General features: G+C 58.7%; 21 protein-coding genes. 11 read left to right on the top strand and 10 right to left on the bottom strand.

Annotation, left to right across the window (positions count from 1 at the left end):
- The first annotated feature begins 79 nt into the window (after positions 1–79).
- The 6 genes from xerD (at position 80) to BLQ41_RS29740 (ending at position 6,745) form a co-directional block, all read left to right on the top strand.
- Positions 80–976 carry a site-specific tyrosine recombinase XerD gene (gene xerD / locus BLQ41_RS29765; RefSeq protein ID WP_090188011.1) on the top strand — a complete coding sequence of 299 codons (897 nt, stop codon included), beginning with the start codon at positions 80–82 and terminating at the stop codon, positions 974–976.
- A gap of 158 nt (positions 977–1,134) precedes the next feature.
- Positions 1,135–1,866: a bifunctional protein-disulfide isomerase/oxidoreductase DsbC gene (gene dsbC, locus BLQ41_RS29760; RefSeq protein ID WP_090188009.1), complete on the top strand. Its 732-nt coding sequence runs from the start codon at positions 1,135–1,137 to the stop codon at positions 1,864–1,866.
- Positions 1,867–2,000: 134 nt separating this feature from the next.
- Positions 2,001–3,305, top strand: a complete 1,305-nt coding sequence (locus BLQ41_RS29755; protein ID WP_027924910.1) for a homoserine dehydrogenase — start codon at positions 2,001–2,003, stop codon at positions 3,303–3,305.
- A gap of 104 nt (positions 3,306–3,409) precedes the next feature.
- On the top strand, positions 3,410–4,819 hold the full coding sequence (gene thrC, locus BLQ41_RS29750) for a threonine synthase (protein WP_090188006.1): 1,410 nt from the start codon (positions 3,410–3,412) through the stop codon (positions 4,817–4,819).
- 121 nt (positions 4,820–4,940) lie between these two features.
- Complete coding sequence (locus BLQ41_RS29745) at positions 4,941–6,296, top strand: transporter substrate-binding domain-containing protein (protein ID WP_090188004.1); 1,356 nt, start codon at positions 4,941–4,943, stop codon at positions 6,294–6,296.
- Positions 6,297–6,457: 161 nt separating this feature from the next.
- Positions 6,458–6,745 (top strand): DUF3509 domain-containing protein, encoded by a 288-nt coding sequence (locus BLQ41_RS29740; protein WP_090188001.1) that lies wholly within the window; start codon positions 6,458–6,460, stop codon positions 6,743–6,745.
- A gap of 169 nt (positions 6,746–6,914) precedes the next feature.
- Here BLQ41_RS29740 and BLQ41_RS29735 read toward each other — a convergent pair whose 3' ends face one another.
- Entirely contained in the window at positions 6,915–7,841 is a 927-nt protein-coding gene (locus BLQ41_RS29735; protein WP_090187998.1) for a TIGR02285 family protein, read from the bottom strand.
- Positions 7,822–9,021, bottom strand: coding sequence for a CaiB/BaiF CoA transferase family protein (locus tag BLQ41_RS29730; RefSeq protein ID WP_090187996.1), 1,200 nt, complete (start codon positions 9,019–9,021; stop codon positions 7,822–7,824). The genes BLQ41_RS29735 and BLQ41_RS29730 overlap by 20 nt, the downstream gene beginning before the upstream one ends.
- Positions 9,022–9,168: 147 nt before the next feature.
- Between BLQ41_RS29730 and BLQ41_RS29725 the strand changes: the two genes are divergently transcribed.
- The 3 genes from BLQ41_RS29725 to BLQ41_RS29715 all read left to right on the top strand — a co-directional run bounded on the left by BLQ41_RS29725 (position 9,169) and on the right by BLQ41_RS29715 (position 12,838).
- Complete coding sequence (locus BLQ41_RS29725; RefSeq protein ID WP_008151638.1) at positions 9,169–9,711, top strand: YaeQ family protein; 543 nt, start codon at positions 9,169–9,171, stop codon at positions 9,709–9,711.
- A gap of 66 nt (positions 9,712–9,777) precedes the next feature.
- Positions 9,778–11,487 (top strand): single-stranded-DNA-specific exonuclease RecJ, encoded by a 1,710-nt coding sequence (recJ, locus tag BLQ41_RS29720; RefSeq protein ID WP_090187993.1) that lies wholly within the window; start codon positions 9,778–9,780, stop codon positions 11,485–11,487.
- 244 nt (positions 11,488–11,731) lie between these two features.
- Complete coding sequence (locus BLQ41_RS29715; protein ID WP_090187991.1) at positions 11,732–12,838, top strand: NADH:flavin oxidoreductase/NADH oxidase; 1,107 nt, start codon at positions 11,732–11,734, stop codon at positions 12,836–12,838.
- Positions 12,839–12,930: 92 nt separating this feature from the next.
- Here BLQ41_RS29715 and BLQ41_RS29710 read toward each other — a convergent pair whose 3' ends face one another.
- Positions 12,931–14,556, bottom strand: a complete 1,626-nt coding sequence (locus tag BLQ41_RS29710) for a glucan biosynthesis protein D (protein WP_090187988.1) — start codon at positions 14,554–14,556, stop codon at positions 12,931–12,933.
- Between the two features lie 392 nt (positions 14,557–14,948).
- Between BLQ41_RS29710 and BLQ41_RS29705 the strand changes: the two genes are divergently transcribed.
- Positions 14,949–15,134 (top strand): hypothetical protein, encoded by a 186-nt coding sequence (locus BLQ41_RS29705; RefSeq protein ID WP_027924920.1) that lies wholly within the window; start codon positions 14,949–14,951, stop codon positions 15,132–15,134.
- Positions 15,135–15,193: 59 nt separating this feature from the next.
- Here BLQ41_RS29705 and BLQ41_RS29700 read toward each other — a convergent pair whose 3' ends face one another.
- Entirely contained in the window at positions 15,194–15,706 is a 513-nt protein-coding gene (locus tag BLQ41_RS29700; protein ID WP_090187985.1) for a BRO-N domain-containing protein, read from the bottom strand.
- A gap of 443 nt (positions 15,707–16,149) precedes the next feature.
- On the opposite strand from BLQ41_RS29700, the gene BLQ41_RS29695 reads away from it, so the two are divergent.
- On the top strand, positions 16,150–17,463 hold the full coding sequence (locus BLQ41_RS29695) for an AAA family ATPase (protein ID WP_090187983.1): 1,314 nt from the start codon (positions 16,150–16,152) through the stop codon (positions 17,461–17,463).
- On the opposite strand, the gene BLQ41_RS29690 is transcribed toward BLQ41_RS29695, so the two are convergent.
- The 6 genes from BLQ41_RS29690 to ydcS all read right to left on the bottom strand — a co-directional run bounded on the left by BLQ41_RS29690 (position 17,453) and on the right by ydcS (position 24,885).
- The gene (locus tag BLQ41_RS29690) at positions 17,453–18,937 is read right to left on the bottom strand and encodes an APC family permease (protein ID WP_090187979.1); all 1,485 of its coding nucleotides are present in this window, start codon (positions 18,935–18,937) and stop codon (positions 17,453–17,455) included. The genes BLQ41_RS29695 and BLQ41_RS29690 overlap by 11 nt on opposite strands.
- Before the next feature lie 210 nt (positions 18,938–19,147).
- Positions 19,148–20,572, bottom strand: coding sequence for a gamma-aminobutyraldehyde dehydrogenase (locus BLQ41_RS29685; RefSeq protein ID WP_090187977.1), 1,425 nt, complete (start codon positions 20,570–20,572; stop codon positions 19,148–19,150).
- Between the two features lie 173 nt (positions 20,573–20,745).
- The gene (locus BLQ41_RS29680; protein ID WP_090187975.1) at positions 20,746–21,588 is read right to left on the bottom strand and encodes an ABC transporter permease; all 843 of its coding nucleotides are present in this window, start codon (positions 21,586–21,588) and stop codon (positions 20,746–20,748) included.
- Complete coding sequence (locus tag BLQ41_RS29675) at positions 21,578–22,525, bottom strand: ABC transporter permease (RefSeq protein ID WP_090187973.1); 948 nt, start codon at positions 22,523–22,525, stop codon at positions 21,578–21,580. The genes BLQ41_RS29680 and BLQ41_RS29675 overlap by 11 nt, the downstream gene beginning before the upstream one ends.
- Position 22,526: 1 nt before the next feature.
- Entirely contained in the window at positions 22,527–23,564 is a 1,038-nt protein-coding gene (locus tag BLQ41_RS29670; protein WP_090187970.1) for an ABC transporter ATP-binding protein, read from the bottom strand.
- Between the two features lie 169 nt (positions 23,565–23,733).
- Positions 23,734–24,885 (bottom strand): putative ABC transporter substrate-binding protein YdcS, encoded by a 1,152-nt coding sequence (ydcS, locus tag BLQ41_RS29665; RefSeq protein ID WP_090187967.1) that lies wholly within the window; start codon positions 24,883–24,885, stop codon positions 23,734–23,736.
- Between the last annotated feature and the right edge of the window lie 9 nt (positions 24,886–24,894).

Raw genomic sequence — 24,894 nt, 5'->3', positions numbered from 1 at the left:
GATTTATACGTGCAATGGTTCCGCAGCTGGGCGGGCTATGAAAGACTGTCCCATCGTTACTTGTCTTGCCTGAGCCTTTATGCCCGCCATCGATCACCCGCTGATAGACCAATTCCTTGATGTCCTCTGGCTGGAAAAAGGTCTTTCCGACAATACCCGCGATGCCTATCGCAGCGACCTGGCTTTATTCAATGGCTGGTTGCAGGAAAAAGGCCTGGAGCTGATCAACGCCGGTCGCGAACTGATCCTCGATCATCTGGCCTGGCGTCTGGAGCAAAACTACAAACCCCGATCCACTGCGCGTTTTCTCTCTGGCGTGCGTGGCTTTTATCGTTATTTGCTGCGGGAAAAGCTGATCGCCGTCGATCCGACGTTGCGCGTCGACATGCCCCAGCTCGGTAGGCCGTTGCCCAAATCTTTGTCCGAAGCGGATGTGGAAGCGCTGTTGAAGGCGCCGGACTTGAGCGAAGCCATCGGCCAGCGTGATCGCGCCATGCTTGAGGTGCTTTACGCCTGTGGCTTGCGCGTGACGGAGTTGATCAGCCTGACGCTGGAGCAGGTCAACCTGCGCCAGGGCGTATTGCGAGTGATGGGCAAGGGCAGCAAGGAGCGACTGGTGCCGATGGGGGAGGAGGCGATTGTCTGGGTCGAGCGTTACATGCGCGATGCGCGTGGTGAACTGCTCGGTGGGCGGCCCAGTGATGTGCTGTTCCCCAGCCTGCGGGGGGAGCAGATGACCCGCCAGACCTTCTGGCACCGCATCAAGCACCAGGCCAAGGTCGCCGGGATCGGCAAGTCGCTGTCGCCGCATACCCTGCGTCACGCTTTCGCCACGCACCTGCTCAACCATGGCGCCGACCTGCGCGTGGTGCAAATGCTGCTGGGCCACAGCGATCTTTCGACCACCCAGATCTACACTCACGTTGCCCGCGCACGTTTGCAAGACCTGCACGCCAAGCATCACCCGCGCGGCTGACCGCTCCCACATAAAGCCTGCGATGTCTTGCGTCAGGCGCATTCGGCCACGCGGGCCTTATGTGGTAGGCTTTGCCGGTTTGCACGATGGGCGATTATGACCCGGTGTTTTGGCACTGGCGTTCTGACCGTCCCATTTGTCCGCCTTCAGGAGTTCTCATGCGTCTGACCCAGATTTTCGCCGCCGCAGCCATTGCGTTGGTCAGCACCTTTGCCGTCGCCGATGACGCGGCCGACAAAGCCATCCGTAAAAGCCTGGAAAACCTCCAGCTCGACGTGCCCGTCGAAACCATCACCGCCAGCCCGCTGCCGGGCCTGTACGAAGTCAAACTCAAAGGCAGCCGCGTGCTTTACGCCAGCGCCGACGGCCAGTACGTGGTTCAGGGCTACATGTTCCAGCTCAAGGACGGCAAGCCGGTCAACCTGACCGAGAAGACCGAACGCCTGGGCGTATCCAAACTGATCAATGAGATTCCGGTCGCTGAAACCGTGGTCTATCCGGCCATCGGCGAAACCAAGTCGCACATCACCGTGTTCACCGACACCACGTGCCCGTATTGCCACAAACTGCACGCCGAAGTGCCTGAGCTGAACAAGCGCGGCATCGAAGTACGTTACGTCGCGTTCCCGCGCCAGGGCCTGGGCTCGCCGGGTGACGAACAGCTGCAAGCGGTCTGGTGCTCGAAAGACAAGAAAGCCGCCATGGACAAAATGGTCGATGGCAAGGAAATCAAGGCCGCCAAATGCGATAACCCGGTTTCCAAGCAGTTTGCCCTCGGTCAGTCGATTGGCGTGAACGGCACACCGGCCATCGTTTTGGCTGACGGTCAGGTCATTCCGGGCTACCAGCCTGCGCCACAAGTCGCCAAACTGGCGCTGGGCGCGAAGTAAATTCGCATCGTCACGGCCAGCCTTTGACGATCATGGTCCGGCAGCAACATTTACCGGGTCATTAATAGAGAGCCGCGAACGTGCGGCTGTTTTCACGGCCGGCCTTGAGTCGGCCGTTTTATGGGGAGTTCACAGTGAAACCGGTCAAAGTAGGCATCTGTGGGTTAGGGACCGTCGGTGGCGGTACCTTCAACGTACTTCAGCGTAACGCCGAGGAAATTGCTCGTCGTGCCGGGCGTGGAATCGAAGTGGCACAAATTGCCATGCGCACGCCAAAGCCTCAGTTCCAAACGACCGGTATTGCGATTACCAACGATGTCTTCGAAGTGGCCACGAACCCTGAGATCGACATCGTCATAGAGCTGATGGGCGGCTACACCGTTGCCCGCGAGCTGGTACTCAAGGCCATCGAGAATGGCAAGCATGTGGTCACCGCGAACAAGGCACTGATCGCCGTTCACGGTAATGAGATTTTCGCCAAGGCTCGCGAGAAAGGCGTGATTGTGGCGTTCGAAGCGGCTGTTGCTGGCGGCATTCCGGTGATCAAGGCGATCCGTGAAGGCCTGTCTGCCAACCGTATCAACTGGGTTGCCGGGATCATCAACGGCACCGGCAACTTCATCCTCACCGAGATGCGCGAGAAGGGTCGCACCTTCGAAGACGTACTCGCCGAGGCGCAGGCCCTGGGTTACGCCGAAGCCGATCCGACCTTCGACGTTGAAGGCATCGATGCGGCCCACAAGCTGACGATCCTGGCGTCCATCGCCTTTGGCATCCCGCTGCAGTTCGACAAGGCTTACACCGAAGGCATCACCAAGCTGACTACCGCTGACGTGAACTACGCCGAAGCGCTGGGCTATCGCATCAAGCACCTCGGTGTCGCTCGCAGCACGGCAGCAGGCATCGAACTGCGCGTACACCCGACGCTGATCCCGGCTGATCGCCTGATCGCCAACGTCAACGGCGTGATGAACGCGGTGATGGTCAACGGTGACGCCGCCGGTTCGACGCTGTTCTACGGCGCTGGCGCTGGCATGGAGCCAACGGCTTCGTCGGTGATCGCCGACCTGGTGGACGTGGTTCGCGCCATGACCTCCGACCCGGAAAACCGCGTGCCGCACCTGGCCTTCCAGCCGGATTCGCTGTCGGCGCACCCGATTCTTCCGATCGAAGCCTGCGAAAGCGCGTACTACCTGCGCATCCAGGCCAAGGACCATCCGGGCGTATTGGCCCAGGTGGCGAGCATCCTGTCGGAGCGTGGCATCAACATCGAATCGATCATGCAGAAAGAAGTCGAAGAACATGACGGACTGGTGCCGATGATCCTGCTGACGCACCGTGTGCTGGAACAGCACATGAACGATGCGATCGCCGCTCTGGAAGCCCTGACGGGTGTGGTCGGTCCGGTTGTACGGATCCGAGTCGAACACCTGAATTAACAGCAGCTGCAAGCTTCAGGCTTCAAGCTGCAAGTGAGAGCAAAGCGCCGTTCACTTGTAGCTTGTAGCTTGCGGCTTGAAGCCAAAACCGAAGGTTTGCTCTTATGCGTTATATCAGTACCCGCGGCCAGGCACCGGCCCTGAATTTCGAAGACGTCCTGCTGGCCGGTCTGGCCACTGACGGCGGCCTGTACGTGCCGGAAAACCTGCCACGCTTCACCCAGGAAGAAATCGCTTCCTGGGCCGGCCTGCCGTACCACGAGCTGGCCTTCCGGGTGATGCGCCCGTTCGTGACCGGCAGCATTCCTGACGCCGACTTCAAAAAGATTCTGGAAGAAACCTACGGCGTGTTCTCGCACAACGCCATCGCTCCGTTGCGTCAGCTGAACGGCAATGAATGGGTGCTGGAGCTGTTCCACGGCCCGACCCTGGCGTTCAAGGACTTCGCCCTGCAACTGCTCGGTCGTCTGCTTGACTACGTGCTGGCTAAACGCGGTGAGCGCGTGGTGATCGTTGGCGCTACATCCGGCGATACCGGTTCGGCCGCCATCGAAGGCTGCAAGCACTGCGAAAACGTCGACATCTTCATCCTGCACCCGCACAACCGCGTGTCCGAAGTGCAGCGTCGTCAGATGACCACCATCTTCGGCGAGAACATCCACAACATCGCCATCGAAGGCAACTTCGATGACTGCCAGGAAATGGTCAAGAACAGCTTCGCCGACCAGAGCTTCCTCAAAGGCACGCGTCTGGTCGCGGTGAACTCGATCAACTGGGCGCGGATCATGGCCCAGATCGTTTACTACTTCCACGCAGCCCTGCAGTTGGGTGGCCCGGCGCGCTCGGTGTCGTTCTCGGTGCCGACCGGCAACTTCGGCGACATCTTCGCCGGTTACCTGGCGCGCAACATGGGCCTGCCGATCAACCAGTTGATCGTCGCCACCAACCGCAACGACATCCTGCACCGCTTCATGAGCGGCAACCAGTACGTCAAGGAAACCCTGCACGCCACGCTGTCGCCGTCGATGGACATCATGGTGTCGTCGAACTTCGAACGCCTGCTGTTCGATCTGCACGGTCGCAACGGCGCAGCCATTGCCGGCCTGATGGACACCTTCAAGCAGGGCGGCGGTTTCAGCGTTGAACAGGAACGCTGGACCGAAGCACGCAAGTTGTTCGATTCGCTGGCCGTGGACGACGCGCAAACCTGCGAAACCATCGCTGAAGTCTACGAACAAACCGGTGAGCTGCTGGATCCGCACACCGCCATCGGCGTGAAAGCAGCGCGCGAATGCCGCCGCAGCCTGGATATTCCAATGGTGATCCTGGGCACCGCCCATCCGGTCAAATTCCCGGATGCAGTGGAGAAAGCTGGTGTAGGAAAAGCGCTTGAGCTACCTGCACATCTTTCTGATTTGTTTGAGCGAGACGAGCGTTGCACCGTGTTGCCGAACGATCTGAAAGCCGTGCAGGCCTTTGTCAGCCAGCATGGCAACCGCGGCAAGCCTCTGTAACCGGTAAACGCTGTCACATTTTGAAGCCCGTCTGCTGACGGGCTTTCTCATTTCTGCATGCCACACTTGTCGGGTTTTCGCCCCAGGAAGGACGGGCGATTTGATCGCGAAGGAAGTGGCAATGCTGTTTTTCAGAGGGTTCAAACCAGCCGCGTGCTGGATGTTTTTGATCGCTGCCCTGAGCTTTGCTCATGGGGCGGCGGCAGCGCAACTTACGACTGCCGAGCCCAAGGGCGCGAGAGTCGGTGCAACCATCGAGCTGGATGCCGATGAATTGGCATGGCTCGCCGAGCACCCGCAAGTCATCGTCGCATCGGTGCAGTATCCGTTGTATCTGTTCAAGGATGAGCACGGTCGATGGAGTGGTCTGAACAACGATTTGCTTAATCACATCACGGCCATGACAGGCTTGCGGTTTGTACACGAAGAATCGTTTTCTACTGATCAGATGCTCGGGCGTCTGGAAAGTGGCGAAGCGGACATGAGTACAACCCTGGCAATGAATGACGATCGCAAGACTTTTCTGGATTTCAGTCATGCCTTCGGTGGCGCCGGGTGGGTATTTGTCGGGCGGGCCGATGCGCCAGTCGTGCGTTCGCTCGATCAGTTGACGGAAAAAGTGTTGGTGCTACCCGCGCGCCATGCACTCGAAGACACTATTCGCCGCGACTACCCGGCGATCGAATTGCGCTCGGTCAAAACCTACGCCGAAGCCAGGGCGCTGGTTGAAAGCGGTGACGCTTACGCCACCATCGAAAATGAAATCGGTGCGCAGCTCTATCCCTTGGGGCAACTGAAGGTCGGGCGTGCGGTAGAGGGTAAGTGGGAGGCTGATCACCTTGCGGTCCGCCAGGGTCAGCCGCTGTTGTTGAGCATTCTCAACAAGGCACTTGAGGCGTTTCCTGCGGCCGAATTGCGCGCCATTCGCCTCAAATGGCTTAGAGGGGTAGCCCCCGTCGAGCCTGCCTCTCGCTGGCCGCAGATGTCTCAATGGTTCTGTTGGGGCATGTTCGTCATCAGCCTGTTCGGCCTGCTTTCCTTGCTCTGGAATCGCCGGCTCGCGGCGCTGATCAAACAGCGTACCGTCGCGGAAAAAAACCTCGGTGATCAACTGTCTTTCCAGAATGCCTTGATGGACGCAATGCCCGATCCGATGTTCGTGCGTGATCTGGAAGGGCGTTTGATCATGTGCAACAAGAGCTACGAGGAAGGGCTCGGTACTCGTTTCGATCAGATTCAGGGAAGGCAACTGATTGAACTCGATGTCTTGCCCAAGGCAACCGCAGCGCTGTTGCACGCCGAGTTCATGGCCCAGCTTGAGAATCGAAAGCCGCGCTTCAGTGAGCGCAAATTGATGTTCAACAACGGGGTTCGCGATATTTACCAGTGGACGGTGCCGTTCTATGGCGCCGACGGCCAACTGCGCGGGTTGCTGGGGGGGTGGACCGATATCGGTCGGCGCACGACATCAATGTGACGCGTTGTTTTTGCTCTGTCATCTTTGACGTGCATGCTCTTTCGACCAGAGACGCCGATGCGCCTGCAGTTGGAATTCAGAACTTTCTTCTCGGGCCAGTGGTCACTTATTGTAGACAGGCCCCAGGCACTTTGTTTTCGGACTATTGAGTGGTGATCGAGATGGAAAGTATCAGTCTATTGCTTGGTGAGGCGCTGAGCCCGTATCAGGTCACGCTGACTCCCTCGGGCGTGCATGGCGAATGCCTGGTGACGCTGAAGAGTACGACCGGCGCGATCATGGTCGAACGGCTGTTCAACCAGGCCCAGTTGGCCGATAAACGCCAGCTGACCGATGTGGTCGATGGTTTGCACCGCGATCTGCTGATTGCCGAGGGGCGGCTGGAGCCCTGTGTAATCGCGGCATTGCGCAATGCGGCTCAGGACAAGATCCTGGCCAGCCGCAATTGAATTGTTTTTTTGTGGGAACCTTCCTGCGCTGAGGTCGTCAGACCATGTAACAGCAGGATCAAGCATTGTGCTCCGGTGCTTGTAGCTTGCTGCCACTGGTCTTTATGTAGGCCACGTTTAACCCCGAGTCGTCTCCCCACTTCTCGGGGTTTCTTTTGCCTGCGATTTGTCACTCCCCGGCTTGATGTTCGAAAAACGCCTTGGTTTCCTCCAGGTAATCCTTACGCCTTTGCGGATCGAGCCAGTCGGCATACAACCGGTCCAGTCCCTCGTGAGGCAAGGTGCGCAACAGCTGATTTATTTCGCTGATAGCCTTGCGGCCCTGGGGGGTACTGGAGCAACCGATGTACCCGGACAGGTACTTGCCAGTGCCCTTGATCGGATAAAACGCCAGCTCGTCATCGGCGATGTTCGCTTGATGGGCCTGGTAGCGGATTTCTGGCCAGTAACCCAGCACCACCTGCAATCGGCCCAGACGCTGCATCTGCAACAGACTGCCCAGGGCGTCGTTGCCGTAGTGAGGCGTCAGGGCGCCGTCCGGTGCCTGTTTGAGCAGTGTGTCGAGCACCTCACCGTAACTGCGCTCGGCCACCACGCCGACTTTCTTTTGCCCATTGACCAGCAGCGCCGCCAGATCGACTTCTCCATCTATCAAAAACGGCTCAAGCACAGATCGATCTTCCTTGCGCACGACAAGCCCGTTACTCACGGCACGGAAGGCCGGAATCGAGAACGTAATCCATTGTTCCCGCTCCTTGGTCCAGACCAGGGAGGGATCGCAGGTAAACGATTCTTCGTGGAGCATTTGCATGGCCCGGGCGCGATTGACCCGCATCAGCGTGTGCTCGTATTGCGGCATGCCGGCGATCAACAGCGGCAACATATGATCGATGATCCCCTGACCTTTTTTCGGCCCTTCAAGGATCATCGTTGGCGGCAAATCGCGCAGCAACCAGATCAGCGTCTCTTTAGGCTGTGCCCAGACCGGGGATGCCAACCCGGCCGATAGCCCGACAACCGCCACTGCGCACCAGTGGCGGGTGTTGTGACTGGCTGATGAAAGCAGGCGCTTCAGCTTAGATGGCCCCGTCTTCACGCAGCCTTGCGATCTGTTCCTCGTCATAACCAAGATCGTTCAGTACCTGCGCATTGTGTTCGCCCAACTGCGGCCCGACCCATTCCGATGTGCCGGGTGTCTCTGAGAGTTTCGGCACGATCCCCGGCATCTTGAAGTCTTTGCCATCCGGCAGCTTGGCCTGAAGGAACATTTCACGGGCCAGGTATTGCGGGTCGCTGAACATGTCTTCTGCGCTGAAGATCCGGCTGGCCGGCACATCGGCCTGATTCAACTGGGCAAGTACCGTGTCCAGTGGCAACGAATTGACCCAGCGATCGATCACGCCATAAATCTCGTCACGACGACTGTCGCGCCCGTCATTGCTGGCCAGCACCGGGTCATTGGCCAGGTCTTCACGACCGATGATCAGCATGAAGCGCTTGAAGATTGCGTCGCCATTGGCGCCGATCTGCACATGTTTGCCGTCGGCGCTGGTGTGGATCGAGGAGGGCGTGATGCCCGGCATGATGTTGCCGGTGCGCTCACGGATAAAGCCGAAGACGTCAAACTCCGGGACCATGCTTTCCATCATGGCAAAGATCGCTTCATACAACGCAACGTCGACCACTTGGCCCTCGCCACCGTTAACCTCGCGATGACGCAAGGCCATCAGCGCGCCAATGACGCCCCACAGCGCGGCAATCGAGTCACCGATGGAAATCCCGGTGCGCACCGGTGGCCGGTCTTCGAAACCGGTGATGTAGCGCAGACCGCCCATGGATTCACCGACAGCACCAAAACCCGGCTGGTCTTTCATCGGGCCGGTCTGGCCGAAGCCCGAGAGCCGCACCATCACCAGTTTCGGGTTCAGCGCGTGCAAGACTTCCCAGCCCAAGCCGAGTTTTTCCAACACGCCAGGGCGGAAATTCTCGATGAGGATGTCCGCTTCGCTCAGCAGCTTTTTCAGAATCGCCAGACCGTCCGGGTGTTTCAGGTTGAGCGTCAGCGACTTCTTGTTGCGTGCCTGGACAAACCACCACAACGAGGTGCCTTCATACAGCTTGCGCCATTTGCGCAACGGATCACCGCCGTCGGGAGACTCGATCTTGATCACCTCGGCGCCAAACTCACCGCAGATGCGCGAGGCGAAAGGCCCGGCGATCAAGGTGCCCAATTCAATGACTTTAAGACCTGAAAGCGGTTTGTCGGTGAACGGCATGCTGGATCCTGTAGGACAAACGGTAAAGGGATATAGCCTTTTAACATAGCCCAACGTCAGACAAGCAAGGTTGATCGCCTTCAATTCGTTGATTGCCTACTGCATCGGTTAGACTTGCCGCCTTTCCTCGTATCAAGAAGCCCGTTCATGGCCCAGCCGTCCACGACCTACAAGTTTGAACTGAACCTCACCGACCTGGACCGTAGCGTCTACGAGTCTGTGAAGCAGACCATTGCCCGTCACCCGTCGGAAACCGAAGAGCGCATGACCGTGCGGCTGCTGGCTTACGCCTTCTGGTACAACGAGCAGCTGTCGTTCGGTCGCGGTCTGTCGGACGTGGATGAACCAGCCTTGTGGGAAAAAAGCCTGGATGACCGTGTCCTGCACTGGATCGAAGTCGGTCAACCAGACGCCGATCGCCTGACCTGGTGCTCGCGCCGTACCGAGCGCACCAGTCTGCTGGCCTACGGCAGCTTGCGTGTCTGGGAAACCAAAGTGATCCCGGCGATCAAAAACCTGAAAAACGTGCACATCGCCGCTGTGCCGCAAGACGTGCTGGAAACCCTGGCCAAAGACATGCCGCGCGTTATCAAGTGGGACGTGATGATCAGCGAAGGGACGATTTTCGTCACTGACGACCGTGGTCAGCACGAAGTCCAGTTGCAGTGGCTGAGCGGCGAACGCGGCTGATTATTCGTCGCTGGTCCGCTTTGTCCGGTTTTATCCTACGTATTCAAGAGAAGCACCTGTCACCCCATGCGCATCGAACCTCGCCTGTTGCCCGACACCCTGCCATTCCTCGGTGATCTGCCGCCGCTGCTGACCCGCTTGTACGCGGCGCGTGGCGTGCAGTCGGAGGCTGAACTGGACAAAAGCCTGGCGCGGCTGATCCCGTTCCAGCAGCTCAAAGGCATCGATGCAGCGGTCGATTTGCTGGTCGTGGCGCTGGAACAACGTCAGCGGATTCTGATCGTCGGCGACTTTGACGCCGATGGCGCCACCGCCAGTACGGTGGGCGTTTTGGGGTTGCGTCTGCTGGGCGCGGCGCGTGTCGATTACCTGGTGCCGAACCGGTTTGAATATGGCTACGGCCTGACCCCGGAAATCGTCGAAGTCGCGCTGACACGCACGCCACAGTTGCTGATCACCGTGGACAACGGCATTTCCAGTGTCGAAGGCGTCGCGGCGGCGAAAAAGGCCGGGCTCAAGGTGCTGGTCACCGACCACCACTTGCCCGGCGATGAGCTGCCGCTGGCCGATGCCATCGTCAATCCGAACCAGCCCGGCTGCGAATTTCCGAGCAAGGCACTGGCTGGCGTCGGGGTGATTTTCTATGTGTTGATGGCGCTGCGCGCGCGTTTGCGCAGCCTTGGCTGGTACGAGAGCAAACCGCAGCCGAACATCGGCGAATTGCTGGACCTGGTAGCGCTGGGCAGCGTGGCCGACGTGGTGCCGCTGGATGCCAACAACCGGATTCTGGTGCACCAGGGCCTGGAGCGCATTCGTGCCGGGCGAGCGCGGCCGGGGATCAAGGCGATTCTCGAAGTGGCCAAGCGTGAACCTGCGCGCATTACATCGACCGATCTGGGCTTCATTGTCGGCCCGCGCCTGAATGCGGCGGGGCGCCTGGATGACATGAGCCTGGGCATCGAATGCCTGCTCACCGACGACGCAGGATTGGCGCGGGAAATGGCCGTGCAGCTCGACGGCATGAACCAGGACCGCAAATCCATCGAGCAGGGCATGCAGCGTGAAGCGCTGGCTCAGCTCAAGGATTTGCCGGTCGAGTCGATGCCGTTTGGCTTGTGCCTGTTCGATCCAGAATGGCACCAAGGTGTCATCGGAATCCTCGCCTCGCGTATGAAAGAGCGCTATTTCCGTCCGACAATTGCCTTTGCCGATGCGGGAGATGGCATGCTCAAAGGCTCGGGACGTTCGGTCCAGGGTTTCCATATTCGCGACGCCCTGAGTGTGGTGGCGGCGCAGCATCCGAACCTGATCAGCAAATACGGCGGCCACGCGATGGCGGCCGGGTTGACGCTGCCGGAAGCGAATTTTCCGTTGTTCGCCGAGGCCTTTGACGCCGAAGTGCGTAGGCAATTGCGCGAAGAAGACCTGACCGGACGGCTGCTGTCGGACGGGGTGTTGGCGGTCGAAGAGTTCCACCTCGAACTGGCCCGCGCGCTACGCCATGCGGGACCTTGGGGGCAGCACTTTCCAGAACCGCTGTTTCATGGCGTGTTTCAATTGGTCGAGCAGCGCGTTGTCGGCGAGCGGCACCTCAAAGTGGTGCTGAAAAGCGAATGCGGCTCGGTGAAACTCGATGGCATTGCATTTGGTATCGACCGTGATATCTGGCCGAATCCGACCATCAAGTGGGTCGAGCTGGCGTACAAACTCGACCTTAACGAGTTTCGTGGGAACGAGACGGTGCAATTGATGATTGCCCATATCGAACCCCGTTGACTTCGTCGCGGGCAAACCCTGTGAAAGCGGGCTTGCCTGCGATAGCGATCTACCTGACGCCAAATATCCCCGGAACCCTCCCTCATCCCTCGATGTCGACTAGGCTCTAAGCACTGCTTGATAATCCTTGTGACGTCTTGTCGAATTTTTTGCCCGCGGGGGCGGGTGCTCTACCTTTTTCCTGTCACTCGTCGACTTTTCAAACAGAACCCTGGAGCCTGCCCACTGATTCGAGAGGTGCCCCATGAGTCTGCTGCTTGAACCCTATACCCTTCGTCAATTGACCCTGCTCAACCGCATCGCGGTATCGCCAATGTGCCAGTACTCCAGCGTCGATGGACTGGCCAATGACTGGCACCTGGTCCACCTTGGTAGCCGCGCTGTCGGCGGCGCCGGGCTGGTGTTCACCGAAGCCACGGCGGTCACGGCCGACGGGCGCATCACCGCCGAAGACCTCGGTCTTTGGAACGATGACCAAATCGAACCGTTGCAACGCATCACCCGCTTCATCACCGCTCAAGGCGCGGTGGCCGGTATTCAATTGGCGCACGCCGGACGCAAGGCCAGCACCCATCGGCCGTGGCTCGGCAAGCATGGCAGCGTCAAACCCGACGAAGGTGGCTGGGTGCCGGTCGGTCCTTCGCCGATTGCTTTCGACCCACAGCACACACCGCCCAAGCAACTCGATGACAGCCAGATTGCTGAGGTCATCCAGGCCTTTGTCGCCTCGGCCAAGCGAGCGTTGACCGCCGGTTTCAAAGTCGTCGAAATCCATGCTGCCCACGGTTACCTGTTGCATCAGTTTCTTTCGCCGCTGAGCAATCAGCGACGCGACCAGTATGGCGGTTCGTTCGAGAACCGGATCCGGCTGGTGCTGCAAGTCACCGAAGCGGTGCGTGCGGTATGGCCTGAAGAACTGCCGTTGTTCGTACGGGTGTCGGCCACCGACTGGGTGGAAGACGGCTGGAACCCGGATGAGACCGTCGAGCTGGCGCGGCGTCTCAAGGATCTGGGCGTGGACTTGATCGATGTGTCGTCAGGTGGCACTGCGGCCAATGCCGAGATTCCTACGGGACCTGGTTATCAGACACGCTTCGCCGAACGGGTGCGCAAGGAGTCAGGCATTGCCACCGGCACGGTAGGAATGATTACCGAGCCCGCGCAGGCCGAGCACATTCTGCGTACCTGCCAGGCCGACATCATCTTCCTCGCGCGTGAGCTGTTGCGCGACCCGTACTGGCCGCTGCATGCAGATGATGACCTGGGGGGCCGCAAGGCCACCTGGCCGGCGCAGTATCAGCGGGCAACGCATCGCGATCAGCCGATTCATGAGTCTGATTTGCGTGACTGAGTGATGCTATAAAAGCAAAAAAGCCCCGATCGAGTTGATCGGGGCTTTTGCGTATCTGGAGCGGGGGTTTGTCGCCTGTCAGGCCCTGACCATCAGGTGTACTTGCGCTTATCCGGTGCCGGCGGGAAATACTGGTACAACCAGGTCTCACTCAACGTCCGGTCATTGGTGCGAATGAACAACCGCAGTTCCACCGGTGCCACGCTGTCGTTGGTCGGGTACCAGTCGAAAGTGATCCGGTAACCCTTGATGTCATCGAGCTGCAGCACGTTGAAGTCCTTGACCTCGCCGTTGGAGCACGTCACCACCGGCTCGATCCCCGCGCCCTCCGGCAAGCGGTCCAGGCCGCCGCCTGTGAAGTCCACGGCAAACCGGCGCGCCCAGACCTCAGGGTAATGCTCGCCCGGCGCCCAGCCCTCGGTGAAGCCGCCCATGCCCGAACGGGTCGCGTTGACCCGCGCCAGCGGTGTGCCGACCGGCGGCAACGCGCTCCAGTAGAGCTTGTAGCCGTAGTTGAGGGAATCACCGGCAGCGACCGGCTTTTTCGGGGTCCAGAACGCGACGATGTTGTCCAGGGTTTCGCCGGTTGTAGGAATTTCCAACAGATCGATAGAGCCTTCGCCCCACGCCGTCGTAGGTTCTACCCACAGGCTCGGGCGCTTGCTGTACCAGTCGACGGTGTCTTGGTAGCTGGCGAACTCGTGATCGGTCTGCACCAGGCCGAAACCTTTCGGGTCGGTGTCGGCGAAGGCATTGAATTGCAGGGTCGCCGGGTTGTTCAGTGGACGGCAGATCCACTCGCCGTTGCCACGCCACATCGCCAGGCGATCCGAATCGTGGATCTGCGGGTGAATGGTGTCGCACATGCGGCGCTCGTGGGTGCCGCAGCTGAACATACTGGTCATCGGTGCGATGCCCAATTGTTCGATGGCGGTCCGCGCATTGATGTGCGCGTCGATGCCCATGACCACCTGGCTGGCCTGGCAGTCAATGTCAAAACGGTATGCGCCGGTGGCACTTGGCGAATCCAGCAGGGCGTAGACCACGAAGCGGGTACTGTCCTTGTCCGGCGTCTCGAACCAGAATTTGGTGAAGTCCGGGAATTCCTCACGCTTCTTGGCGTAGGTATCGACCGCCAGTCCGCGGGCCGACAAACCGTACTGGCCGGAGGCATCTACCGCTCGGAAATAGCTGGCGCCGAGGAAGGACAGCACGTCGTGTTGGTCCAGTTCCGGTGCCTTGAACAACTTGAAACCGGAAAACCCCAGATCGCCCGTGAGCTGTTTGGTGTCGACCGTGGTTTTTTCGTAGTTGAACAGGGAAGGGCGGAAATGCACTTCACGGGCCTGGCGCGTCTTGGGATCGACGCTGTACATGCGCACCGGCTGTTTGAAACCCATGCCGACATGGAAAAACTGCACGTCCAGCTGACCGTTCAAGTCTTTCCACAACGAGTGGTTGCCGTCGTAGCGGATCGCATTGAAATTCTGCGGCGTCATGGTCGCCAGTGTCGGTGGCAGAACTTGCTTGGTGTCCTGATAGCGGTTGCCAGCGAGTTGCTTGGCCTGGACCTTCAGCGCCTCGAAATCGAACGCCTGGGCGTCGCCATCAGCGGTGCCATTGCTTGCCCAGGCACGCGCGGCCATCAGGCCAGAGGCCGATAAACCGGTGTAAGCCGCAATGGCCATGGACGCTTTGAGCAAATTCCTGCGATGCATAAGTACAACCTGTCGTGAACAATCCCGCGCCGTTCCTGGCACGTGCTGGATCAAAAATATCGGTTCGGACATGCCTTCGGCCAAACGCAACGGACGTTAAACAGATAACAAATAGCTTAAACCGTTCGGTTGCCGAGAAAAAATGATTGGTAGCACTTTGGACACGCGGCAATGAAACAAGAGATGTCGGTGAAGTTTTCCCACAGTACTTTCTGATTCATAGGGCATTTCTGCTTTTTTTGACTAATTACTCTAAAAACCGCTTTTCAGCGCCGCGAATCTTCCTATTCTGTGTTCATGACCGGTTTCTGCCCTTCAGGCCGGCGACAAACAAAAAGGAGAGGGCGATGCGGTTTTTGAAGTTTTCTCGGACGTATAAAAGGACATCGTCGATGACAAAAGTACAAGGCATCACCGAAATGTTAGGAATTCTTCCTTGCCTGGCAAGCGGCCGGCGAAGGCGCCGACTCAGCCCGGACGAAATGAAGCTGCTGGAGCGGTATCGAGAGCTGTCGGAGAGCGACCGGATTGCGATGCGGTATCTGGTGGACGCGATGCGGACTGTTTCGCGGTTTTGAGCGCCAAACCAAAGGGGCGGACTGTGAAGTCCTCCCCTTTTTCATTATTTACCCTGCCTTCAACTGCAAGTGCCCATGATCGTGAACGGTCGCTGTGCCTGCATCAGATCAGGCATGTCCCGCCACTTGATCCAGGCCTGATGCTGCCAATGCAGCAGCGGCACCGAGATGCCGGCCCACTGCAATGAACTCAGGCTTGGAATGTTATCCACAGGCGTTGCTTTCGATTCGCGCAGCGTGGGTATGACTTCATTACTCAGCCACTGACGCAGATTTCGGTTTTCCGGGACGAAATGGTGAACCAGCAGGGCATACATCCCTGATTCGCTGACCATCAGCGATTCGACGGTTTTGCCGTCCTTCAGCAACCAGACGTATCGGCGTTGATCGGGATCGAGTTTCAGGGTGAGGCGTTGGTCCAGCGGACGGCCCATCAAGCGACCGAGATCCTGGACGCAGAACCAGGCTTGGTTGTCTTGAATGAACGCGTGGAGGAAGCGGTTGTGGCGGGTGAAGACGGTAGGGATGAAATGAGGACGGGTTTCAGACGGATTTAGCGTGTGCTTGAGCATTTTTCGACTCCATGTTGAAAAGGGAGCCGCCACTAATCCTTCGACAGATTATGGGTGGCGGACCGTGCGGCGTTCGAAGTCGGAACATTCTCGATCAACACGGAAAAGCCGAGAGGCCCGCGCCACACGGCCCACCATAAAGTGAAGCTGAAAGGCAAAAAAATGCCCCAGTTCTTATGGGGGCGCGGATGCGCCATGTTGATGATTTACCGGCTTCGACCCCGGGTCGCTGATTTGGCAGCGACGAGGTAAAGCCTATCGTTCAGGCGCTCGCGGCGCCAAGTCTACTCTGGCGCCGCGTGTTGTAGGAATTGGTGCCTTTATCGGAAGGCTCGATCTGTAGGAATTTCCTGTTTTTGCTTGAAGTGCAGTGAAGCAGCGTTCCAGTCTTGGTTTTTCCTATAGTTTTTTCCGTATTCAGGAACGAACTGCAGGTTTGCTACATGTTGATTGAGTTTTCAGTTTCCAATTATCGCTCCTTCCGTGACAGGCAAACCCTGTCAATGGCTGCTACACCGCGCTTGAGCAAAAAGCGCAACATTTTCAAGTCGGTGGCAAATGGAGAGAAGCTGCCGGACTTGCTGAAGGTGGCCGCGATATATGGGCCGAACGCGTCGGGTAAATCTTCGTTGATCCGGGCGATGGGCGTCATGGGGACGCTGCTGGCTTCACCGCCAACCTCAAATGATGAACCCCTACCAGTCTCACCGTTTCGGTTTGATCCGCAACTTCATGACGAGCCGAGCTGTTTCGAATACAACTTTATTCAAGGCTCACTTCGATATCGGTTTGTGTTGCGCATGACCGCACAACGAATACTTGAGGAGCACCTCGTTTCATACCCGAAAGGGAAGGAAACACTGTTGTATCGGCGTTTTTTGAGTAAGGACGGCGAGCAGTATGTTTTTGGCTCAAGCCTTGAGGGAGGCATAGAGGTTCACAATGCCTGGCGGCGTTTAACCAGCCCCAAGATGTTGTTCATTGCGCAGGCCGTTGCGAACAGCAGTGAAGAGCTGACGCAACTGCGACAGCCATTTGCCTGGTTTCAGTCTGGCCTTCTCGTTATTGAGCAGAACAATATGATGGGGTTGTCGGCGGCATCGATCAGGTTTCTTCAGATGGCATCCGACTATACAAACGACTTGAGAGACTTTCTAAAGGCCGTTGATATTCCAGTCTCGCAAATTCAGCTCAATACGGATGCGGACGTTTTACCAATCAGTAAAAAACTGACGCTTAAAGAGTTCTTCGCCGCAGCGCAAAAAGACAAGATAACCCTGACGCATACGAGTCATTTGGGGCGAGCGGAGTTTGATTTTTCAGAGGAGTCCGGGGGTACGAAAAACCTGATCGGATTCTGGCTTCCCTGGTTCATGATCAATCACACCGATGGTAGCGGGATACTGTCTGTCGATGAATTGGACAGTAGCCTTCATCCAACCATAGTCGCCGATTTGATTGAAAAACATTTGGACAGTGGGCTGAACACTCAGCTGATCTTTACGACTCACGATACACATCTAATGAACGCTCAAGCGCTGCGGCGCGATCAGTTCTGGATCACTGAACGTGATGCCAACGGCGCAACGTGCCTTTTTTCCGTTCACGACTTTGAAGGCCGCGAGGGTGAGGATGTTGAAAAGCGCTACTTCGAAGGCCGTTATCGTGGTTTGCCGCTGATCAAGAGGGCGGGGTCATTGCCACATCTCGCCCCGGTGTTACAACCAACACCGGGGCGAAACTCAATTACCGACTAACCTTCCAAGCATCCCCCGCAGGCGCCTTACCGTGGTCATACGGTTTGGCAATCCACATGTAGATCAACCCCAGCCCGATAACGATCGCAGTACTCAACACCATCGCGTAGTTGATGTACCACGCCGCATCCGGTGTACGTGGCCAGGCCATGTTGATGATCGCGCCGACGCCGTAGACCAGCGCGCCGATATTCACTACCCAACCCCAGGCGCCGAGGGTGAATTTGCCGCTGGGTTTCCAGCCTTTCAGGCGCGCATACAGTGCTGCGAGAACGATCATCTGGAATGCCAGGTAGATGCCGATCGCTGCGAAGCTGACGATGGTCGCTACGGCATCTTGCAGGAAGAAGCCCAGGATAATGATCAGCGCCGGCAGGACGCCGGAGACGAACAGTGCCGCTACCGGAACCTGGGTCGTAGGAGAAATCTTCTTGAGCAGTGAGCTACCGATGACCATTTCGTCGCGAGCGTAGGAGTAGAGCAGACGACTCGCCGCCGCTTGCAGGCTGATGACGCAGGAGATGAACGAAATCATCACGACGCCCATCACCACTTTCGAACCGACCGGGCCGAAAGCGTTGTTGAGGATGGTGGTGACCGGGTCCTTGTCGGTGCCGTTGATCACGGCTTGCATGTCCGGTACGGCGAGGATCAGTGCCAGGCAGGCGAACATCGCCGCGATGCCGCCGATGTAGATGGTCATGCGCATGGCCACCGGAATCTGCTTGCTCGGATTCGGAGTTTCTTCAGCGACATCGCCGCAGGCCTCGAAGCCGTAGTACAGGAACATCCCCGCCAGCGAGGCGGTGAGGAAGGCTGGCAGATACGAGCCATCAACGCTGATATCGAAGGTGTTGAACAGCACGCTGATCGATTGGTGACGCTCGAAGACCAGCAGGTAAACACCGACGATCACCGCGCCGACCAGCTCGCAGATAAAGCCGAACATGGCGATCCGCGCGAGCATTTTGGTGCCGCTGAGGTTGACCAGGGTGGCGAACAACGTCAGGAACAGCGCGATGACGATGTTGGTGTTGTTGCTCGGCTCAAAGCCCATCATCGCGGCCAGGTAAGGACCGGCACCGACGGCAACGGCCGCAATGGTCACGCACAGGGCGATGGAGTAGATCCAGCCGACCATCCACGCCCAGCGTTTGCCCACCAAGCGGCGAGCCCATGGGTAGACGCCGCCGGAAATCGGGAATTGCGAAACCACTTCACCGAAGATCAGGCAGACCAGCAACTGGCCGCAACCGACCAGCAAATAGGCCCAGAACATCGGTGGACCGCCGGCGGCCAGGCACAGGCCGAAGAGGGTATACACCCCCACGACGGGGGAGAGGTAAGTGAAGCCCAGGGCGAAGTTTTCCCACAGGCTCATGCTGCGATTGAAGTTTGAGGTGTAACCCAGTTTGCGTAGCTGCTCGGCATCGCTGTCGGCGACGGCAGCAGAGAGTTCGGGTAGTGCACTCATGGTGTGTAAGCTCCGGAAAATCGGCAGATTTCGGATGTCCGAAACCGTGGCGGGGCCGTGAGGCGCTGCCCGGATCGGTGGTTATTGTTTTGGTTTCTTTGGCGTGTGACCTGGTGGTGCTTGTGCCGGTTTCTTCCTTGATATTGCGGTGTCGCCATCGCGAGCAGGCTCGCTCCCACAGAGACTGCGGTGAACCTGCCCGCGATGCGTTTAGTGCTTGAACATCACATGCCGAACGACGGTGTAGTCCTCCAGCCCGTACATCGACATGTCCTTCCCATAACCGGACAGTTTCTGACCGCCGTGGGGCATTTCACTGACCAGCATGAAGTGCGTATTTACCCAGGTGCAGCCGTACTGCAAGCGGGCCGAGAGGCGATGCGCGCGGCCGACATCCGAGGTCCAGACTGACGACGCCAGGCCGTAGTCCGAATCGTTGGCCCAACCCAGCACCTGCGCTTCATCGGTGAATTTGGTCACCGAAACCACCGGCCCGAATACTTCGCGGCGTACGATTTCGTCGTCCTGGTGGGCGTCGGCCAGCACTGTCGGCTCGAAGAAAAAACCATTGCCGTCGACAGCCTTGCCGCCAGTGATCAAGCGGATGTGCGGTTGAGCCACGGCGCGCTCGACAAAACCGGCCACGCGGTCGCGATGTTGCGCAGTGATCAGCGGGCCCAACTCGGTCGACGGATCATCCTGCAAACCGTACTTGATGCTGCTAACGGCCTCGCCAAGCTTCTCGACGAACTTGTCGTAGATGCCTTCCTGCGCGTAGATGCGGCAGGCGGCGGTGCAGTCCTGGCCGGCGTTGTAGAAGCCGAAGGTGCGAATGCCTTCCACGGCGGCGTCGATGTCGGCGTCGTCGAAGATGATCACCGGAGCCTTGCCGCCCAGCTCCATGTGCATGCGTTTGACGCTGTCGGCGGTGCTGGAAATGATGTTCGAACCCGTGGCGATAGAACCGGTGAGCGAGACCATGCGCACCTTCGGATGGGTGACCAGTGGACTGCCGACGGATGGTCCACGGCCAAACACCAGGTTAAGCACACCGGCGGGGAAAATCTCCGAAGCCAGTTCGGCCAGGCGCAACGCGGTCAGCGGGGTTTGTTCCGATGGCTTGAGCACCACGGTATTACCGGCGGCCAAGGCAGGAGCGATTTTCCACGCGACCATCATCAGCGGGTAATTCCACGGTGCAATCGAGGCGATCACGCCGACCGGGTCGCGGCGAATCATCGAGGTGTGGCCGGGCAGGTATTCGCCGCCTGCCGAACCGCTCATGCAGCGGCTGGCCCCGGCGAAGAAACGGAACACGTCGGCAATCGCCGGGATCTCGTCATTGAGTGCCGCGCTGTAAGGCTTGCCGCAGTTGTCCGATTCCAGCTTGGCCAGTTCTTCACCGTGGGCTTCGATGGCGTCGGCGAGTTTGAGCAGCAGCAGCGAGCGCTCTTTCGGCGTGGTTTGAGACCAGCTATCGAACGCATTGTCGGCGGCCCGCACGGCGGCATCGACCTGGGCTTCGCTGGCTTCGTTGATTTCCACCAGCACACGACCCAGCGCCGGATTGAATACGGGTTGGGCGGGGCCGTCGCCGTCGATCAGTTGGCCGTTGATCAAGAGTTTGGTTTGCATTGTCCTGTCCTCATTGACGCTTTTATTGTTCTGTCGAAACCGCCCCCCTGTGGGAGCGGGCTTGCCCGCGATGGCAGTGTGTCAGCCAACATCAATGTCGAATTTGATGGCCTCATCGCGGGCAAGCCCGCTCCCACAGGGAATCGGTTCCCACATTGGGAAATGAGTTGTTGTTACTTACCGCCACTGCCCGCCACGCTTTCACCGCCACGGGTCAGGTAATAGGCGCCGAGAATCGGCAGCATGGTCACCATCATCACCAGCATCGCGACGACGTTGGTTACCGGCACGTCCCGTGGGCGGCTGAGCTGGTTGAGCAGCCACAGCGGCAGGGTGCGTTCATGGCCGGCGGTGAAGGTGGTGACGATGATTTCGTCGAACGACAGGGCAAAGGCGAGCATGCCCCCGGCCAGCAGCGCCGAGCCGAGGTTCGGCAGGACGATGTAGCGAAAGGTCTGCCAGCCATCCGCGCCAAGGTCCATCGATGCTTCGATCAGGCTGTGGGACGTGCGGCGCAAACGGGCGATGACGTTGTTGTAGACGATCACCACGCAGAAGGTCGCGTGACCGACGATGATGGTGAACATCCCTGGCTCGATCCCCAGCGTCTTGAAGGTCGCCAGCAACGCGATCCCGGTGATGATCCCGGGCAACGCAATCGGCAGGATCAGCATCAGCGAGATGCCTTGCTTGCCGAAGAAATCACGTCGGTACAACGCCGCTGACGCCAGCGTGCCGAGGACCAGCGCAATCATGGTTGCGACGGCCGCAATCTGCAGCGACAACTTGATCGCTTCCAGTACGTCGGGTCGCGCGAACGCCACGCCGATCCACTTCAGGGTGAAACCCTTGGGCGGAAAACTGAAGGCCGCGTCTTCGGTGTTGAAGGCGTACATGAAGATGATCAAGATCGGGAAGTGCAGAAACACCAAGCCGCCCCACGCTGCGATCCGCAGGCCCAGTGAAGCTTGCTCCCCCTGCTTTTCCGGCTTTTGTTTTTTCACATCAGAGCGCATCGAAGGCCCCCAGTCGTTTGACGATGGTCAGGTAGATGGCGATCAACACGATCGGCACCAACGTGAAGGCCGCGGCCATCGGCATGTTGCCGATCGCGCCTTGCTGGGCATACACCATGCTTCCGACGAAGTAACCCGGTGGGCCCACCAGTTGCGGCACGATGAAGTCGCCCAGGGTCAGGGAAAAGGTAAAAATCGAACCTGCGGCAATGCCCGGAATCGACAACGGCAGAATCACCTGCATGAAGGTCTGGCGCGGTTTCGCGCCGAGGTCGGCAGACGCTTGCAGCAGCGACGGCGGCAAGCGTTCGAGAGACGCCTGGATTGGCAGGATCATGAACGGCAGCCAGATGTAGACGAACACCATGAAACGGCCCAGGTGCGAGGTCGACAACGTGCTGCCGCCCACGCCTGGAATGCCCAGCACGAACTGCAACACCGGCTCCAGGCCAAGGTGTTGAACGAACCACTGCGCCACGCCGCCCTTGGCTAGCAGCAAGGTCCAGGCATACGCCTTGACGATGTAACTGGCCCACATCGGCATCATTACCGCGATGTAGAAAAACGCTTTGGTTTTGCCCGTGGTGTAACGCGCCATGTAATACGCAATCGGGAACGCGACGACGGCACTGGCGATGGACACGACAATCGCCATGCTCAAGGTGCGCAGAATGATGTCGAAGTTTGACGGCTGGAACAGCGCAGCAAAGTTTGCCAAGGTCAGGTCGGGGGTGACCGCCATGGTGAAGTCATCGAAGGTGTAGAAACCCTGCCACAGCAACACCAGCAGCGAGCCGAGGTAGATCGCGCCGAACCATAGCAACGGCGGCACCAGCAGCAACGACAGATAAAAGTTCGGCCGGCGATACAGCAGGTTGGAAAACCTGCGCAACGGCGAGCCGCTGGCCGGGGTTTGAGGGATAGCCACGCTGGTCATCTCACACCCCGCCGACAACGGTGTCGTGCAGCGGGATCATCGCTTCGCGCGCCCAGCGAGCATTGATGCGCTGCCCGGTCTGGTGCTGGGCGCTGACGTCCAGCCACTGCACGTTGGCCTGACTGATATTGAGTGTCTGGCCGTTTTCCAGCTTCAGTTCATAGCGCGTGGCGCTTCCCTGGTATTGAATGTCGTGCAGCACGCCGCTGACTTCGATCTCGTGACTGGCCAGCGGACCTTCGGCGAAACGCACGTGTTCCGGGCGAATCGAAAACGGCTGTGGATTGCCGCTCAGTTGCTTCGCCAGATCCCCGCGAATCACGTTGGAGGTGCCGACGAATTCCGCGACGAAGGTGGTCGCCGGTTTCATGTACAGGTTGCGCGGTGTGTCGACCTGTTCAATGCGGCCCTTGTTGAACACGGCCACGCGGTCTGACATCGACAGCGCTTCGGTCTGGTCGTGGGTGACGAAAATGAAGGTGATGCCCAGTTGGCGTTGCAGCTTTTTCAGTTCGCTCTGCATTTGTTCGCGCAGCTTCAAATCGAGCGCGCCCAACGGCTCGTCGAGCAGTAGCACGCGGGGGCGATTGACCAGGGCGCGGGCCAGTGCCACACGCTGGCGTTGACCGCCGGACAATTGCACCGGTTTGCGCTCGCCGTAGCCGCCGAGGGCAACCATGTCGAGGGCTTCTTCGGCGCGTTTCTGGCGTTCGGCTTTGCCAACGCCTTTGACTTTCAAACCGTAGGCGACGTTGTCGAGCACGTTCATGTGCGGGAACAGAGCGTAATCCTGAAACACCGTGTTGACGTCACGCTCATACGGCGGCAAGCCAGCGGCTTCTTCGCCGTGGATTCGGATGGAGCCTGCGCTCGGTTGTTCAAACCCGGCGATCAGGCGCAAGCAGGTGGTTTTGCCTGAACCGGAAGGGCCCAGCATGGAAAAAAACTCGCCGTCCTGGATGTCGATGGAAACCCGGTCTACGGCTTTCACTTCGCCGAATAGACGGGAAACGTTGGTGAACTGGACTGCAAGCGTCATGGTGCGGAACTCCGAAAATCTGAAACTGATGATCGTTCCCACGCTCAGCGTGGGAATGCAGCCCGTGACGCTCTGCGTCACCTTGTGCGAGTGGACGCGGAGCGTCCGGTGATACGTTCCCACGCAGACGGTTCGACGCCTCGACGTGGGAACGATGATTACGAGTGTGTTAGCGACCGCCCATGATCGCGATGTAGTCCTGGGTCCAGCGGCTGTACGGCACGAACTTGCCGCCTTCAGCTTGCGGGGTTTTCCAGAAGGCCAGGTTTTCAAACTGAGCGTAACCGTTGGATGCACACCCCTCTGCGCCCAGCAGTTCACTGGCTTTGCAGCCTTCAGGCACGGCTGGCAGCGCGCCGAACCACGCCGATACGTCGCCTTGCACTTTCGGTTGCAGCGACCAGTCCATCCACTTGTAAGCGCAATTCGGATGCTTGGCTTCGACGTGCATCATGGTGGTGTCCACCCAACCCGTCGCACCTTCCTTGGGAATGACAGAGGCAACCGGCTGCTTGTCTGCAACCAGACCATTGACCATGTAGCCCCAGGTACTGGACGCCACCACGCCTTCGTTTTTGACGTCACTCATCTGGACGGTTGCGTCGTGCCAGTAGCGGTGGATCAAGGGGTGCTGTTTGCGAAGCAGATCCAGCGCGGCCTTGTACTGTTCTTCGTTCAACTCATACGGGTTTTTGATGCCCAGTTCCGGACGTTTCGATTTGAGATAGAGCGCAGCATCAGCGATGTAGATCGGGCCGTCGTAGGCTTGCACGCGTCCCTTGTTGGATTTGCCGTCAGGCAAGGTTTGCTCTTCGAACACCACGCTCCAGCTGTCCGGCGCAGTCTTGAACACATTGGTGTTGTACATCAGCACGTTCGGGCCCCACTGGTACGGGGTGCCATAGGTCTGTTTATTGACGACGTACCAAGGACCATCCTTGAGGCGAGGGTCAATGTTCTTCCAGTTCGGGATCAACGCCGTATTGATCGGCTGCACACGCTTGCCGCCGATCAACCGCAACGAGGCGTCGCCCGAGGCGGTCACCAGGTCGTAACCACCCTTGGCCATCAGGCTGACCATCTCATCGGAAGTCGCCGCGGTTTTCACGTTGACCTTGCAGCCGGTTTCCTTCTCGAAACCGGTCACCCAATCGTAAGCCTTGTCGCTTTCGCCACGTTCGATGTAGCCGGGCCATGCCACGATATCCAGCTGGCCTTCACCGGCGCCGACGGCTTTCAGCGGTTCGGCGGCCTGGAGACTGGCGCTGGCCAACAGCGCGGTGGTGATTGCACTGAGCAGTGCGGTCTTGTGCACGAACATGGGGATTCC

The organism is Pseudomonas arsenicoxydans (assembly GCF_900103875.1).
Taxonomy (GTDB): Bacteria; Pseudomonadota; Gammaproteobacteria; order Pseudomonadales; family Pseudomonadaceae; genus Aquipseudomonas; species Aquipseudomonas arsenicoxydans.
Note: the sequence above shows the minus strand (reverse complement) of the source record. Positions and strands in the feature narration are given on the sequence as shown.